The following is a 15,090-nucleotide window of genomic DNA, read 5'->3' as shown; positions in this document are numbered from 1 at the left end:
TCCCTTGCAGTTTCTGTTGTCCGTGCAGAAATTAACCCGTTGGATAAATACTGTCCAGCCCCTCGCACGCGGCATAATCGCGCCGAAGCACACGACTTTCGTCAGGCGAGATTTTTGATGGTCCGTAGCCCGGATGAGCGCAGCGATATCCGGGGAAAATCCGTCCGCGCGGATGGTCCGTCCCGGATGCCGCTTCGCTCATCCGGGCTACGGAGGATTACCGCGCCCTCACACCACCCGGTGTTCCGCTGCGCGCAGCGGCGGCATCGCGCTGCCAAACGCGGCGGTGGACTTGCCGGTCAGCGCCGCCAGCACCAGCGCGGTCATGTGCTCGAGCCGCTCGTCGCGGGCGTCCTTCTTGAGCAGGTCGCGGCCGAAGATCACGCTCAGCGTGGCGCTGTTGGAGAGATAGAAGAACGCCAGCCCGGCGATCGAGATATAGAGCTGCACCGGATCGACCGCGTCGCGGAAGTCGCCGCTCTCGACCCCGCGCGTCACCACGGTGCGGATCATCTCGACAAAGGGCGAGTGCATCGACTTGACCTTGGTCGAGCGCTTCAGGTGCTTTGCCTTGGCGAGGTTTTCCGTGTTCAGCAGCGCCAGGAACTCGGGGTTGCGCAAGAAATAGTTCCACGTGAAATCGATCAGACGCCCGATCGCCTCGGGCGGGTCGAGATGCTCGAGATCGAGCGTGCGCTCCTCGGCGCGGATCTTCTCGTAGGCGCCTTCCAGCACCTCGAGATAGAGATCCTCCTTATTGCCGACGTGGTAATACAGCATGCGCTTGTTGGCGTCGGCATTGGCCGCGATGCGGTCGACCCGCGCGCCGGCGAGGCCATGGGCGGCGAATTCCTGCTTGGCCGCCTCGAGAATCCGCAGCCGCATCCCCTGGGGGTCACGCTGCCATCTCTGTATCCGCTTTGCTTTGGCCAAATCGTTCGCCTGTGATGCTGGATTAATGAATGTAGCATGACGCGCGGCGTTTGAGAACGAATGTTGTCGTGACGGCCATGCGGGAATATTTCTCGCAGCTGCCCACTTCGTCACTGCCGGTGCGCAATGCGCACCTGAGGGGCGCCCCTTGCCGCGAGCCCGGAATCCATTCATCCGCAGAACATGTGGCTCGATGGATTCCGGGCTCGTGCTGCGCACGCCCCGGAATGACGAAGGAAATGCCCGCGGTGCACGCTGTCGTGACGACGCGCGCATGAAACGCGGCCTAGTCTGGCTTTCCCTGTGAGGGTTGCACCAGAAGCGTCGGCACGCCGCACGTGCCGTTGCGCACCGTCATCACGCGCGTGCCGGGCTTGCGGCCGGTGCGTATCTCCGAGGCGTCGACGCCAGCGGCAATCAGCCGCGCACGGGTGGCATCGATGTCGGCGACGCGCCAGCAGATGCCGCGCAGCCGGTCCGGCACGTCCGTCTCCGCCTTGTTGTTTTCCTTGCCCGGCCGGTGCGTGACCTCGACCACGAGGTCACCGCAGCGGAAAAACATCAACCGGCCCCATTCGGGATGCGACCGGTCGAGCGCCATGTCGAGCCTGAGCCGCGCGCCGTAGAGCGCCGCAGCGCGTTCCGGGTCGGCGGTCGAGACCACCACATGATCCATCGCGGTGATCGAGGCCGGCGTGGTGCGCACCGACAGCGGCCGCTCCTGCTCTCGCTCCAGGAAGAACATGCGCACACCCCGCGTCGCATCGGTTGCTGCGCGCGTCCGCTTCCACGACAGCGTGGCGCCGCTGGTCTCGTCGCGGCTCTCGACCTCGGCGACGGGCTCGGGCTTCAGGGTCAGCCGGTCGAGCCTGCGGTGTGTCCTGGCGATATCGCTGGTCCGGAAGCAGAGGCTCGCAAGCCCCTCGCCTTGCGTGACGAGCGCGCTGCGGACGCGCTGGGCGGCATCGTCATCGCCGCGCGGCGCCATCAATTCCAGCGTCGTGTTGTCGAGCGTGAACAGCACGCGGTCGGCGCCGTCGCCGCTGTTGCGCCAGGCCGGCGCCCGCGCGAACAGCGTCTCATAGGCGGCGCTGGCGGCAGCAATGTCGCCGGTGAGGACGACGACATGATCGAGACCGGTAATCATGGCTTTGGCCTCCCCGAATCTGCCGTCATTGTGCTTCTCCTTACGAATCCCGGAACCACGGCCTGCCACCGGCCGTTATGCCGCATACCAGAACAGCCCGGCACATCCATCATCTCTACCTGTAAACCAAGCAGGGTTGCGAATAATTTCAGCGATATCGGCCGATCACCGGTGCTAGTCTGATCGTCGGCCGGGACCACACCAAGCGATCACGGGAAGCGAATGCAGGCTCTCTTCATTGGACAGACCTATATCGACGTCACCTTCATCACGGATCACATGCCGGTCGGCGACGAGAAGCACGTCGCGGACGCCTATGCCGTGTCGTTCGGCGGCAACGCGGTGACCGCGGCGTTCTGCTGCGCCAAGCTCGGCGTCGAGCCGGACCTGATCGCCACCATGGCCAACGACTGGCTGGGACGGATGTTCTGGGACATGGCCGACAGGTACGGCATCTCGTTCCATCCGCGCAAGGTGAACTCCTCCTCGCTGTCCTTCATCATGCCCAACGACGGCAAGCGCGCCATCGTCCGCTGCCGCGACGACCAGCACATCCATCCCTTTCCGCTGCTCAACATCAAGGGCTGCCGCGCGCTGCATATCGACGGCCACCAGCCGGACGCCGCGATCCACTATGCGAAGCTCTGCCGCGAGGACGGCATCCTGACCTCGCTCGACGGCGGCGGCCTGCGCACCAACACCCACGAGCTGCTTGCATTCATCGACGTCGCGATCGTCGCCGAACGGCTGTGCGAGCAAATGGACAAGACGCCGGAGCAGATGCTCGATTATCTCAAGAGCCGCGGCTGCCGGGTCGGCGGCATCACCATGGGTGAGCGCGGCCTGCTCTGGTACGACGAGGCGGGCACGGTGCAAACGCTGCCGGCACTGCCGATTCCGCGCAAGCGCGTGATCGACACCAACGGCGCCGGCGACGTCTTCCACGGCGCCTACATCTATTCCTATCTCGCCAATCCCGGCAAAGCCTGGCATGACCATTTCGAGTTCGCGCGCGCAGCGTCGACCTACAAGATCCAGAAGCTCGGCAACGAGGCCGGCCTGCCGACGCTCGCCGACATCGCCGCGGTCAAGCAGGAGTTCGGCGCCGCGGTCTGACAGGACGGAGTGGGGTAAGGCATGGGGCGCGTCTTCGTCGCCGGCAGCATCAATATGGACGTGGTGGCGACCGCCGAGCGCCATCCGCGGATCGGCGAGACGGTCGCCGGCGAGGCCGTGCTGTATTTTCCCGGCGGCAAGGGCGCCAACCAGGCGGTGGCGTCGGCCAAGCAGGGCGTGCCGACCACGCTGGTCGGCCGGCTCGGCGCCGATGCGTTCGGCAAGGAGCTGAGAGCTTTCCTTGCCGCGCAAGGCGTCGATCTCTCCTTCGTCAAGGACACCGGCAGCGCGCATTCGGGCACGGCGATCATCACGCTTGCCAATGCCGACAACACGATCGTCGTCGTGCCGGGCGCCAACGGGCTGGTCGATGCCGATGATGTCGCAGCCCCCGTGCTTGCGAAAGGTGACGTCGCGGTCAGCCAGTTCGAGATCCCGCTGCCGACGATCGCCGCATTCTTCAGCCGCGCCCGCGCCGCCGGTGCCACCACGATCCTCAACCCGGCACCGGCCAAACCGGCCGACAAGGCGCTGCTCGATCTCGTCGATGTCCTGATCCTCAACGAGACCGAGCTTGGCCTGCTCACCGGGGCAGAGCTGCGCGATGGCGACGACCCGGCTCGCTTCGCCGAGGCCGCACGGACCCTGGGGCGCGGCAAGACCGTCTGCGTCACGCTCGGCAAACGCGGCGTGCTGGCGCTGGTCGAGGACCAACCGCTGCTCATGCCCGGACGCGAGGTCAAGGCCGTCGATACCACAGGCGCCGGCGATTGCTTCGTCGGCGCCCTCGCCTCGCAGCTCGCCATCGGCAAGCCGCTCGGTGACGCGCTGGCCTACGCCAACGTTGCCGCCTCGATTTGCGTGCAACGGATGGGGGCTGCGCCGTCGATGCCGACGGCGGATGAGGTGAAGGACGCTCTCTCCACACGTCGTCCCGGCGAAGGCCGGGACCCATAACCACAAATCTCTAATGTTATGCGGCGCCGGAACGACGAGTCCCGTTCACTACACCCGCTGCGGAGTATGGGTCCCGGCCTTCGCCGGGACGACGAGTTGGTTCATCACGCCAGCGCGCTCTTCAAATCAAAGCTCGCATCCGCCGCCTGTTCCGGTGTGATCGAGCCGCCGGCGCCGAGCAGCCGGCGGCCGAACATGTGATCGCCGGCGCGATTGACCGACTCGATGCCGAGCAGCCTGTCGCCGCGATAGCAGAACGCCGAGAACGCCCCCTGCGCGCGGTCGCCGCGCACCACGACGCGGTCGTAGCCGGTGGTCAGACCCGCCATCTGCAGCTTGTCGGGGCCCTGGTCGCTCCAGAACCACGGCAGGCCGTCGTAGACCTCGGTCTTGCCGGTCAGCCGCGCCGCCACGCAGCGTGCATGGTCGGTCGCGTTCTGCACCGACTCCAGCCGCAGCGATCCGCCGAAGCGCTTGCTGGTATAGAGCGCGCAATCGCCGATCGCGGAGACATTCGGATCGGCGGTTAGAAGATGCTCGTCGACGATGATGCCGGATGCGACCGGCAGGCCGGCCTCCGCGGCGAGCTCGACATTCGGCAGCACGCCGACGCCGACCACGACAAGATCGGCCGGGATATGCGTGCCGTTGCTCAGGCTGACGCCGGTGACCTTGGCACCATCGGCCTCGATCGCCGTGACCTGCACCCCGAGGTGGATCCGGATGCCGGCCGAGCCGTGCCGCGCCTGCGAGAACTCGGAGATCTCCGCAGTCACCGCGCGCGCCATCACGCGAGAGGCGAGCTCGACCACGTCGACCTCGAGGCCCTTGGCCCGCGCGGTGGCCGCGAATTCGAGCCCGATGAAGCCCGCGCCGATCACGACGACGCGCATGCCGGGTGCGAGCAAATCGCGCAGCGCCTGGCTCTCGTCGAGGATGCGCAGGTAGCGGACGGCGTCGAGCTTTGCGTTGGGAATATCGAGCAGCCGGTTCCGCGCGCCGGTCGCGAACACCAGATGGCCGTAGTCGAGCGATGCGCCGGAGGCGAGCGCCACCTTGCGCGCATGGCGGTCGACCGCATGGGCGCGGTCGGTGATCAGCTCGATCTTGTTGTCCTGGTAGAACTTGTCGGGCCGGAACATCAAGGTTTCGGGCCCGCCGGTCCCCTTCAGATAGGCCTTCGACAAAGGCGGCCGCTGATACGGCAAATGGCCTTCGTCATTTAGCAGGGCGACGCGCTCGGCGAAGCCGGCCTGGCGCAGCGACGCCGCGAGCTGGAAGCCGGCATGTCCGGCGCCGACGATGACGACCGAGCCCGTCATCGGAACAACCCAAATACGCGCGAGCAGGAGTGACCCATGCCGTTTCCTCTTTGTCGATGTTAGCTTGCGTGCCCCGTCACCACAGCGCTCGTGTCTGCGTACCGAAGGCGCGCGCCATTTGGCCCCATGGCTGGCGCTGATGCAAGGGGGTCTCCGGCAAATCTGGGCACCCGAAAGCCGCCTCCGGACGCCGGGCCGGATTGCCACGGCTCCCGGCAAGGCCTTAAATGTCCGGAAATAACAAGCCCAAGGTCTTAAAAATGCCAGCACCCGCCTCCGCCAACGACCCTGCCCTGCTCCGCATCGACGGCGCCATCGCGACCATCACGCTGAACCGGCCGGCCGCGTTCAACGCGATCGACATGACGATCGCCAAAAAGCTCGAGCAGCTCGGCGCCGAGGTCGAGGCCAACAAGGACGTCCGCGTGCTGGTCATCGAGGGCGAAGGCCGCGCCTTCTGCGCCGGCGGCGATCTGCAAACCATCGGCGCCGCCGCCGAAGCCAACAACGTCACGCCCGTGGTCAGCGAGATGCTGCATCACTACCATGCCTTCATCGAGACGGTGCGGCGGATGCCGAAGATCGTGCTGTCCAGCGTGCACGGATCGGCAGCCGGCGCCGGCATGGGCCTCGCCTTCGTGACCGACCTGTGCATCGCCGCGGAGGATGCCCGCTTCACGCCCGCCTATGCCAAGATCGGCGTATCGCCCGACGGCGGCAGCACGGTCGGCATCGTCGGCACGGTCGGGACCCGTCGCGCGTTGCAGATTTTCCTCGCCGAGGATGGCTTCACCGCGCAGCAGGCCTATGAATGGGGGCTGGTGGTCAAGACCGTCCCCGCGACCGAATTAAAGGCGGCCACCCGGCAGCTCGCCGAGCGCCTGGCGAAAAATCCGCCCGCCGCGATCGCGGGGACCAAGTCGCTGGTCTATCAGGCTACCACCACGCCGACCAAGCAGCAGCTCGACGCCGAGGAACACAAGATCATCACGTCGATGCATACCGAGGATTTCCGCGTCGCGGTGAAGAAGTTCACCAGCAAGTCGAAGTAGCAACAGCAGGTACGACTGCGTCACAGCCGCGCCACCTCACGTTGCGGTCATTGCGAGGAGCGACAGCGACGAAGCAATCCATTTCTCCACTTGCGGAGCGATGGATTGCTTCGCTTCGCTCGCAATGACGCGGATGGAGCAGTGCGTACTCCTCCCATAAGGGGCCTACCGCGGTAGGGCTAATTCGGGCAGATGTATCCGCTGCCGCCGGGTGCCTTGAAGCAGCCGACCGATTCCGGGATCACCTGCTTGGGCAGCCACAGCACGATCTTCGGGAAATAGATCGTGAAGCAGATCGTGACCAGGAACACGACGTAGATCGGCAGCGCCGCCCGCAGCGCTTTTCCGAAGCTGATGCCGACGAATTTCGAGGCCATCAGCAGCACGAGCCCATAGGGCGGCGTGATCAGGCCGAAAGCCAGTGTCGCGATCAGCACCACGCCCATATGCACGCCATTGATGTCACCGGCCTGGGTCAGCGCGTTCACCAGCGGCATGAAGATGATGATGGTCGGCACCGGTTCGATGAAGTCGCCGACCACGGTGAACAGCAGCACCATCAGCAGCATGATGAGATGGGGATCGTTGCCGGCGATCGAGGTGATCCAGTCGGCGATGTAGATGGCGCCGCGCAGATAGGCCAGCATCCAGCCGAATGCGTTCGCCGCGCCGATGGTGATCAGCGGCAGCGAGAAGATCAGGCCGGCCAGGCAGAAGTCGTACGGGATCTTTTTCAGGTGCCCGCGGTTCAGCGCCGGGATCACGACGAGGATGATGTAGGCGACCGCGACCACGCCGGCCTCGGTCGGTGTGAACCAACCGGTCAGGATGCCGCCCAGCAGGATCACCGGGATCATCAGCGGCAGCGCAGCGTCGCCGGCGGCGAAGGCGATCTGGCGCAGCGGCGCCCGCGGCTTGCGCAGGCCTGACGGACCGAAGAAATAGCAATAGATCATCAGCCCGAAGCCGATCATCAGGCCGGGCACCACGCCCGCCATGAACAGGCCGGCGATCGAGACGTTGCCGACCGCGCCATAGACCACAGCGGTGATGCTCGGCGGCACCAGCGCTGCGATCGTCGAGGCCGAGGCGATGATCGCGGCGATGAAGGCCGGCTCATAGCCTTCCCGCCGCATCGGCCCGCCGAGCGCCCGGCTCATGACGGCGACATCGGCGGTGGTCGAGCCCGACATTTCCGAGAAGAACATGCTGAACACGACGACGACCTGCGACAGCCCGCCCCTGATATGCCCGACCAGCGAGACCGACAGATTGGCAATGCGGACCACGACATTCGCCGAGCTCATGAGCTCGCCGACCAAGAGGAAGAACGGGATCGCCAGCAGCGCCTCGGAATCAACGCCGTCAAAGATCTTCTGGATGATCGCGGCCAGCGACACATCCGACAACGCCGCGCCGATGAATACGCCCGCCATCAGCGAGAACGGCACCGGCACGCCGAGATAACCGAAGAACAGGAAGCAGGACGACATCAGCACAAGCACGACCGGTGCGCTCACGGCTGCACTCCCGTGGTCGCACTGGTGTTGATCGCAGGAATCGCAAGATCCTCGTCCGGCGGCTCCGGATGTTCAAAGCCGTTGCGGATGCCGTTGACGAGTTGCTCGATCGTGAACAGGCCGATCAGGATGCCGGACAGTGGAATCACCGCATAGAGCGACGCGATCGGCGTTCCGGACGGCAGCCGGAAACTGCCGAAGCCACGAAGGTAGTTTTGATAACCGTACCAGACCAGGCAAAACGCAACGCCCAGCACGACGAGGCGGATGACGATCTCGACGACCAGCCGCGACCGGCCATGCATCGCCTCAGAGAGCGCGGTGAGATAGAGGTGATCGTTGCGCCTGGTCGCGACCGCGGCACCAATGAAGATCGCGTAGATGAACAGCGTCGAGGTCACCTCCTGCAGCCACAGCCAGGGATGACCGATGGTGCGGGTGACGATGTCGGCGGTCACCGAGAGCGAGAAGCCGAAGCACAGCAGGCCGCACAGCATCATCAGGGACAGCTCGAGCCGATCCAGCGCCCGCCATTTCAGGTGCCGCTGCCGTTGCAGCACCAGTCTGTCGGCGATGGCCATGGCTCGCGCTCCCCGTCGACCCGGGCTTTAATTGACCGCGCGGATCAGGTTCTTGATCTTCTCCGCGTGCGGGCCGAGCTCCTTGGCGAGCTTGTCGAGATAGGGATCGGCGATCGCCGTAAAACTCTTCTTGTCCACGTCATCGACCACCTTGACGCCGAACGACTTCAGCTTGGTCAGCGCATTCCGCTCTAGCTCGAAGGCCTTCTGCGGCTCCTTCGCGCTGACCTCGTTGGCGGCGGCCTGCACCCATTGCTTCTGCTCGGCGGACAGGCTCTGCCACAGCTTGTCGGAGACGAACAGCAACGCATTGTTGGCCTCGTGCTCGGTGATCGACAGCACGGGCGCGACCTCGTAGTGCTTGTTGACGAGATAGACGTTGATGCTGTTCTCGGCGGCGTCGACCACGCCGGTCTGCAGCGAGGTGTAGACGCTGCCGAACGGCATATGCACCGTCTGCGCGCCATAGGCCGGGAACATGGTGTCCTCGGTCGCGGTCGCCTGCACCCGGACCTTCACGCCCTTGAGGTCGCCGACGTTGTGGATTTCCTTCTTGCTGTAGATGTGGCGGACGCCCTGCGAACCGGTGCCGATCACATGCAGGCCCTGCGCGGTCTCGTCGATCATCGTCCTGATGGCGTCGAACACCTGCGGGTCCGCCAGCGCCTTGATCACATGGGCGTCGTTGCGGAACAGGAAGTGCAGCGACATCACGCCGGCCTGCGGCGAGATCGTCGCCGTGTTGGCGGAGGAGACGATCGCGAACTCGATATCGCCCGATTTCACGAGCTGCAGCAGCTGCGGCTCCTGGCCGAGCTGCGCGCCGGGATACTGGTCGACGATCATCGTCCCCTTGCTCAATTCCTTGAGCTTCTCGGCGAACAGATCGCCGGCGACCGAATAGCCGGTGTTGCGCGGCTGGTCGTAAGCGAAGCGGAAGTGCTTGACCTCCTGCGCGCCGGCGCGCGCCGGCAGCAGTAACGCTGCCGCGGCCATGGCGATCCCGACGATCCCAGCTGAATAGCCCATCGCGACGTTCCCCCTGTTTTTGATTGACGCGATCATCCCACCAGTCTCGCGGGATTGTCAATAAAACAGAAGGAATGAGACGACTGCAGGCGCCATCGCGCACTGCATCGCCAAAATTATCGACAATTCGGCAATCTCGCCGAACGAGGCTCGCTACTTCCCCTTGGCGCGCATGAAGTCGAAATCGCAGCCCTCGTCGGCCTGCAGGATCGTCTCATTGAAGAGATGCGCGTAACCGCGCTTGGCCCAATCCGGCGTGGCGGCGGGAGCGAGCGCGGCGCGACGCTTCTGCAGTTCGGCCTCATCGACCAGCAGATCGATGCTGCGCTTGGCAACATCGAGCCGGATCATATCGCCGTTCCGCACCAGGCCGAGCGGACCGCCGACGGCGGACTCCGGCGTGATGTGCAGCACGATGGTGCCGAACGCCGTGCCGCTCATCCGCGCATCGGAGATGCGGACCATGTCCTTGACGCCGGTGCGCGCGAGCTTCTTCGGGATCGGCAGGTAGCCCGCCTCCGGCATGCCCGGCGCGCCCTTCGGACCGGCGTTGCGCAGCACCAGCACGTCGTCGGCGGTCACATCGAGCGCGGGATCGTCGACCCGCAGCGTCATGTCCTCGACCGACTCGAACACCACGGCGCGGCCGGTGTGCTGCAAGAGCTTTGGGCTCGCCGCCGACTGCTTGATGACGGCACCGCGCGGCGCGAGATTGCCGTGCAGGATCGCCATCGCGCCTTCGGACTTGATGGGGTTCGTCTTGGGGCGGATCGCATCCTGTCCCGGCACGTCCTCGGCATTGGCGACGACCTCACGCAGGGTCTGGCCGGTGATGGTCCTGGCATCGAGGTCGATGAGATCGCCGAGCTGCGCCATCAGCTTCGGCACGCCGCCGGCATGATGGAAATGCTCCATGTAGTGTTCGCCCGACGGCTTGAGGTCGACCAGCACGGGCACCTCGCGGCCGAGCTTGTCGAACGCCTCGAGGTCGATCTTGTGCGGCGAGCGGTTGGCGATCGCCGTGAGGTGAATAAGCCCGTTGGTCGAGCCGCCGATCGCCTGCAGGACGACCTGGGCGTTGCGGAACGACGACGGCGTCAGGATCTCGCTCGGCTTCGGTCCCTTGGTCTTCGCCATTTCGGCGGCGACGCGTCCGCTGGCCTCCGCGGAGCGGAAGCGTTCGGCATGCGGCGCCGGGATCGTCGCGCTCATCGGCAGCGACAGGCCGAGCGCTTCGGTGATGCAGGCCATGGTGGAGGCCGTGCCCATCACCATGCAGGTGCCGACCGACGGCGCAAGACGGCCGTTCACGGCCTCGATCTCGACATCGTCGATCTCGCCGGCGCGATACTTGCCCCACAGCCGGCGGCAATCGGTGCAGGCGCCGAGCACCTCGCCCTTGTGATGGCCGACCACCATCGGCCCGACCGGGATCACCACCGTGGGCAGATCGGCGCTGATGGCCGCCATGAGCTGCGCCGGCAGGGTCTTGTCGCAGCCGCCGATCACGATCACCGCGTCCATCGGCTGGGCGCGGATCATCTCCTCGGTATCCATCGCCATCAGATTGCGCAGATACATCGAGGTCGGATGCGCAAAACTCTCGGCGATCGAGATGGTCGGGAACACGAACGGCATCGCGCCCGACAGCATCACGCCGCGCTTCACCGCTTCGATGATCTGCGGGACGTTGCCGTGGCAGGGATTGTAGTCGCTGTAGGTGTTGGTGATGCCGACGATCGGGCGGTTGAGCGCATCGTCCGAATAGCCCATCGCCTTGATGAAAGCCTTGCGCAGGAACAGCGAGAAGCCGGCGTCGCCATAGCTGGTCAGTCCCTTGCGAAGTCCGTCGGCCATTTTCTTCTCTTCCGTGGTTGTTCGGCCGCACTTAAGGAGCGGCAGGAATTATTGTCAATACGAGATAATCTGGCGGCGAAGCGTAGCTGGTCTGCGGCAAAATCGCTCTCATTATTGACAATAGCCATGGCGTCATGCAGACCTCTGGGCATCGCCCCGAAGCCGAGCGCGCATGACAGCCGAGCCCACCTTGCCCGAACTCCAAGCCCCCTCGCGGGAGGAGGAGCAGGCGGAAGTGATCCGCCGGCTGGAGGAGGACATCATCTTCGGCCGCTTCGCGCCGGGCTTGCGGCTGGTCGAGGATACCCTGATGCAGCGCTACGGCGCGAGCCGGCATTTCGTCCGCCAGGCGCTGTTCCAGCTCGAACGTCAGGGCATCGTGCTGCGCGAGAAGAATGTCGGCGCCACGGTGCGGTTCTATTCCGCCGAAGAGGTGCGGCAGATCTACGAGGTGCGCGAGATGCTGACGCGCCAGGCCGCGCTGATGATCGCCCTGCCCGCGCCTGACAGCCTGATCGAGCAATTGAGCGAGCTGCAACGGCATTACTGCCTCAAGGCCGACGCGCAGGACATGCGCGGCATCCACGAAACCAACGATGCGTTCCACCTCGCGCTGTTCTCCGCCTGCGGCAATCCCTACCTCGTCCGCTCGCTGCAGGACTACATGAACCTGACGCTGCCGATGCGCGCCAAGAACCTTGCCGACAGCGAGGGCCTCGCGTTGTCGCGCCGCCAGCACGAATTGATGATCGAGCTCTTGAAAGGCCGCGACAGCTGGGCGCTGGCGCAGCTCTGCGTCGATCACATGCAGTACAGCAAGGCGGATTATCTGGTCCGCATCTCCAACGACAAAAAGCCGCAATAGCGCGATACGCGGCCTCCTCGTGCAGGAGACGGCGATGCGCTATGTGGCTTTGTTGATGGGATCGATCGCCGTGCAGCTCGCACTGGGCGGAATTGCCGACGCGGCCGACCCGCGCGCAACCGAACTCACCTATGAGCCCTGGACCAAGACCTGCATGACCGAGGCGAGCTGCTTCGTCGCCGCCGCCGCGCGCGGCCAGTGCGCACCGTCGGGCGGCTCCATCAGCGTCTCGCCACAGACCAGCACGCACGCGCTGCTCACCGCCAATGTCGGAACACGGACCATGCTGGAAGGCACGATCAGCCTGCGCATCGATCAGGACGAGCCGGTGCAGGTCGCCAGGACGCACTGCTACACGCTCGGCTGCGGCGGTACGCTGGAGGCCAATGGCGAGCTGATCGAACGGCTGAAGCACGCGCAAGCGATCGTGGTGGAAGCGAAGAACCTGACCGGACAGAAATTCAGCCTCACCTTCCCGCTCGCCCACTTCTCCCAGGCCTATGACGGGCCCGGCAGCGCACCCAAGGCATCCGGGCAAGGCTCGAATGAGCCGCAGCGCCAGCACACCGAGGCCGTGAAGCAGCTGCCGCAGTGCGACGACTGATCACTTCTTCCAGTCGATCACCCTCGTTTTGTCGCCGTCGAACTCCATGCTGCAGAACGTGCCGCCCTGGTAATAATCACCAACGGGATCCGGCGGCAGCTTGGCCTGCTCGGCCATCGCATGCTCTCGGAAGTCTTCGCCGCGACCCGTCGGACGATAGCCGAGATCGTAGGCACGGTGATTGTCCCACCACGAGCGCTCGTTGTAGGACGCGCCGTACAGCAGCTCGAAATGGATATCGGGATGTTCGAGCCCGATGCGGCAGAGCTGAACCAGATCCTCGGGCTTGAGCCAGATCGAGAGCCTGCGGTGATCGAGCGGCGCCTCGCCGAAATTGCCGATCCGGATGCAGGTCACCTTGATGCCGTGCTTGTCGGCATAGAGCGCGCCGACGCCCTCGCCGAACACCTTGCTCACCCCGTAACGACTGTCCGGCCGCGCGGTGACGTCGGTGCCGATGCGGTGATGGCGCGGGTAGAAGCCGACTGCGTGATTGGATGAGGCGAAGATCACGCGCTTGACGCCCTGCTTGCGCGCCGCCTCGAACAGATTGTAGCCGCCGATGATGTTGGCCTGCAGGATCGCATCCCAGGAACCCTCGACCGAATAGCCGCCGAAATGCAGGATGCCGTCGACGCCCTCGCAGATCGCCTCGACCTCTGCGAGGTCGGCGAGATCGGCCGCCTTGAATTGTTCGTTGCTGCCGAGATCGGAGGGCGGCTTGATGTCGCTCAGCAGGAGATCCGGATAGATCGGCGGCAGCAGCTTGCGCAGGTTGGTGCCGATTCCACCCGATGCGCCGGTCATCAATATGCGTGGCATGCCGTCCCTCGTCTTTCCTGTTTGCTGCAGCCGAATTGCGGTCGCAGGCCGACAATGATAGCAAACCATGCGCTCAAGGAAACACCATCGAAACACAACAACGAGAACAGCAAATGTCCGATGTTCATTCCGCCGGCTGGCGTCCCGCGACCTGTTATCCCGATCCCGCGATCCACGCGCTCGACCCGCGCTTCGAGAAATACTGGCTAAAACTCTCCGCCGTTGAGCGCATCGCCACTGGCCTGCGCTGGGCCGAAGGCCCGGTGTGGTTCGGCGACGGCCGCTATCTGTTGTGCAGCGATATCCCGAACCAGCGCATCCTCAAATGGGAGGAAGAGACCGGCGCGGTCAGCATCTTCCGCAAGCCGTCGAACTTCGCCAACGGCAACACCCGCGACCGCCAGGGCCGGCTGATCACCTGCGAGCATGGCGGCCGCCGCGTGGTGCGTACCGAGTATGACGGATCGATCACGGTGCTGATCGATTCCTTCGGCGGCAAGCGGCTCAACTCGCCGAACGACGTCGTGGTGAAATCCGACGGCGCGATCTGGTTCACCGATCCGATCTTCGGCCTGCTCGGCAATTACGAGGGCTACAAGGCCGATCCGGAGATCGAGCCCAACGTCTACCGGCTCGATCCCGAGACCGGCAAGGCCAGCATCGTCGCCGAGGGCGTGCTCGGCCCGAACGGGCTGTGCTTCTCGCCGGACGAGAAGATCCTCTACGTCGTGGAATCCCGCGGCGAGCCGAACCGCAAGATCCTGGCCTATGACGTCTCCGCCGACGGCAGGACAATCTCGAACAAGCGCGTGTTCATCGATGCCGGTCCCGGCACGCCCGACGGCATGCGCTGCGACATCGACGGCAATCTGTGGTGCGGCTGGGGCATGGGCGATCCCGAGCTCGACGGCGTCGTGGTGTTCGCGCCCGACGGCGTCATGATCGGCCGCATCGCGCTGCCGGAGCGCTGCGCCAATCTCTGCTTCGGCGGCGTGAAGCGCAACCGCCTGGTCATGGCGGCGAGCCAGTCGATCTATGCGCTCTACGTCAACACCCAGGGCGCGCTCGGGGGTTAGTTTTCTTTAGTCGTCCCGGCGAAAGCCGGGACCCATAACCACCGATGCATTTGGTTGAGCAAGCTCGGGCCGCAATCTTCGCAAAACGAAGTCCAGTGGTAATGGGTCCCGGCCTTCGCCGGGACGACGATCAAAAGTTACACCTCCAAAACGTCTGACGCCGGAGCGGTGATCCGCCCCGGCGCCAAAATGTTGTCTCTCTTGGCTCG

The 15,090-nt window shown here is 64.9% G+C and carries 14 protein-coding genes; 6 read left to right on the top strand and 8 right to left on the bottom strand.

Annotated features, from left to right (window positions below; genetic code table 11):
• Positions 1-228: 228 nt before the first annotated feature.
• Both ACOIX3_RS12535 and ACOIX3_RS12530 read right to left on the bottom strand, forming a co-directional pair.
• The gene (locus ACOIX3_RS12535) at positions 229-885 is read right to left on the bottom strand and encodes a TetR/AcrR family transcriptional regulator (RefSeq protein WP_298369603.1); all 657 of its coding nucleotides are present in this window, start codon (positions 883-885) and stop codon (positions 229-231) included.
• A gap of 334 nt (positions 886-1,219) precedes the next feature.
• Entirely contained in the window at positions 1,220-2,080 is an 861-nt protein-coding gene (locus tag ACOIX3_RS12530) for a VOC family protein (protein ID WP_420970130.1), read from the bottom strand.
• A 222-nt stretch (positions 2,081-2,302) separates the two neighbouring features.
• On the opposite strand from ACOIX3_RS12530, the gene ACOIX3_RS12525 reads away from it, so the two are divergent.
• On the top strand, positions 2,303-3,196 hold the full coding sequence (locus ACOIX3_RS12525; protein ID WP_420970129.1) for a sugar kinase: 894 nt from the start codon (positions 2,303-2,305) through the stop codon (positions 3,194-3,196).
• Positions 3,197-3,217: 21 nt separating this feature from the next.
• Positions 3,218-4,153, top strand: coding sequence for a ribokinase (locus ACOIX3_RS12520; RefSeq protein ID WP_420970128.1), 936 nt, complete (start codon positions 3,218-3,220; stop codon positions 4,151-4,153).
• Between the two features lie 104 nt (positions 4,154-4,257).
• Here ACOIX3_RS12520 and ACOIX3_RS12515 read toward each other — a convergent pair whose 3' ends face one another.
• On the bottom strand, positions 4,258-5,475 hold the full coding sequence (locus tag ACOIX3_RS12515; protein WP_420970127.1) for an NAD(P)/FAD-dependent oxidoreductase: 1,218 nt from the start codon (positions 5,473-5,475) through the stop codon (positions 4,258-4,260).
• A 260-nt stretch (positions 5,476-5,735) separates the two neighbouring features.
• Between ACOIX3_RS12515 and ACOIX3_RS12510 the strand changes: the two genes are divergently transcribed.
• Entirely contained in the window at positions 5,736-6,527 is a 792-nt protein-coding gene (locus ACOIX3_RS12510; RefSeq protein WP_420970126.1) for an enoyl-CoA hydratase/isomerase family protein, read from the top strand.
• Positions 6,528-6,706: 179 nt separating this feature from the next.
• Here the strand turns inward: ACOIX3_RS12510 and ACOIX3_RS12505 are convergent, their stop codons facing one another.
• The 4 genes from ACOIX3_RS12505 to ACOIX3_RS12490 form a co-directional block, all read right to left on the bottom strand.
• A complete protein-coding gene (locus ACOIX3_RS12505; RefSeq protein WP_420970125.1) occupies positions 6,707-8,047 on the bottom strand; it encodes a TRAP transporter large permease in 1,341 nt (446 codons plus the stop codon).
• Positions 8,044-8,628: a TRAP transporter small permease gene (locus tag ACOIX3_RS12500; RefSeq protein WP_420970124.1), complete on the bottom strand. Its 585-nt coding sequence runs from the start codon at positions 8,626-8,628 to the stop codon at positions 8,044-8,046. Before ACOIX3_RS12500 ends, ACOIX3_RS12505 begins: the two co-directional genes overlap by 4 nt.
• Positions 8,629-8,655: 27 nt before the next feature.
• Positions 8,656-9,657 (bottom strand): TRAP transporter substrate-binding protein, encoded by a 1,002-nt coding sequence (locus ACOIX3_RS12495; RefSeq protein ID WP_420970122.1) that lies wholly within the window; start codon positions 9,655-9,657, stop codon positions 8,656-8,658.
• Positions 9,658-9,810: 153 nt separating this feature from the next.
• The gene (locus ACOIX3_RS12490) at positions 9,811-11,514 is read right to left on the bottom strand and encodes an IlvD/Edd family dehydratase (RefSeq protein ID WP_420970121.1); all 1,704 of its coding nucleotides are present in this window, start codon (positions 11,512-11,514) and stop codon (positions 9,811-9,813) included.
• 172 nt (positions 11,515-11,686) lie between these two features.
• Between ACOIX3_RS12490 and ACOIX3_RS12485 the strand changes: the two genes are divergently transcribed.
• Both ACOIX3_RS12485 and ACOIX3_RS12480 read left to right on the top strand, forming a co-directional pair.
• On the top strand, positions 11,687-12,379 hold the full coding sequence (locus tag ACOIX3_RS12485; RefSeq protein ID WP_420970120.1) for a GntR family transcriptional regulator: 693 nt from the start codon (positions 11,687-11,689) through the stop codon (positions 12,377-12,379).
• Between the two features lie 34 nt (positions 12,380-12,413).
• Entirely contained in the window at positions 12,414-12,983 is a 570-nt protein-coding gene (locus tag ACOIX3_RS12480) for an invasion associated locus B family protein (protein WP_420970119.1), read from the top strand.
• On the opposite strand, the gene ACOIX3_RS12475 is transcribed toward ACOIX3_RS12480, so the two are convergent.
• Positions 12,984-13,805 carry an NAD-dependent epimerase/dehydratase family protein gene (locus ACOIX3_RS12475; protein WP_420970118.1) on the bottom strand — a complete coding sequence of 274 codons (822 nt, stop codon included), beginning with the start codon at positions 13,803-13,805 and terminating at the stop codon, positions 12,984-12,986. It abuts the gene before it with no gap.
• A 113-nt stretch (positions 13,806-13,918) separates the two neighbouring features.
• Here ACOIX3_RS12475 and ACOIX3_RS12470 point away from each other — a divergent pair, with 113 nt between their 5' ends.
• On the top strand, positions 13,919-14,881 hold the full coding sequence (locus ACOIX3_RS12470) for an SMP-30/gluconolactonase/LRE family protein (RefSeq protein WP_420970117.1): 963 nt from the start codon (positions 13,919-13,921) through the stop codon (positions 14,879-14,881).
• Positions 14,882-15,090: the final 209 nt, after the last annotated feature.

Source organism: Bradyrhizobium sp. B120 (genome assembly GCF_049075665.1).
Lineage (GTDB): Bacteria > Pseudomonadota > Alphaproteobacteria > Rhizobiales > Xanthobacteraceae > Bradyrhizobium.
The sequence above is the reverse complement of the archived record's forward strand: the minus strand, read 5'-3'. Positions and strand labels throughout refer to the sequence as shown.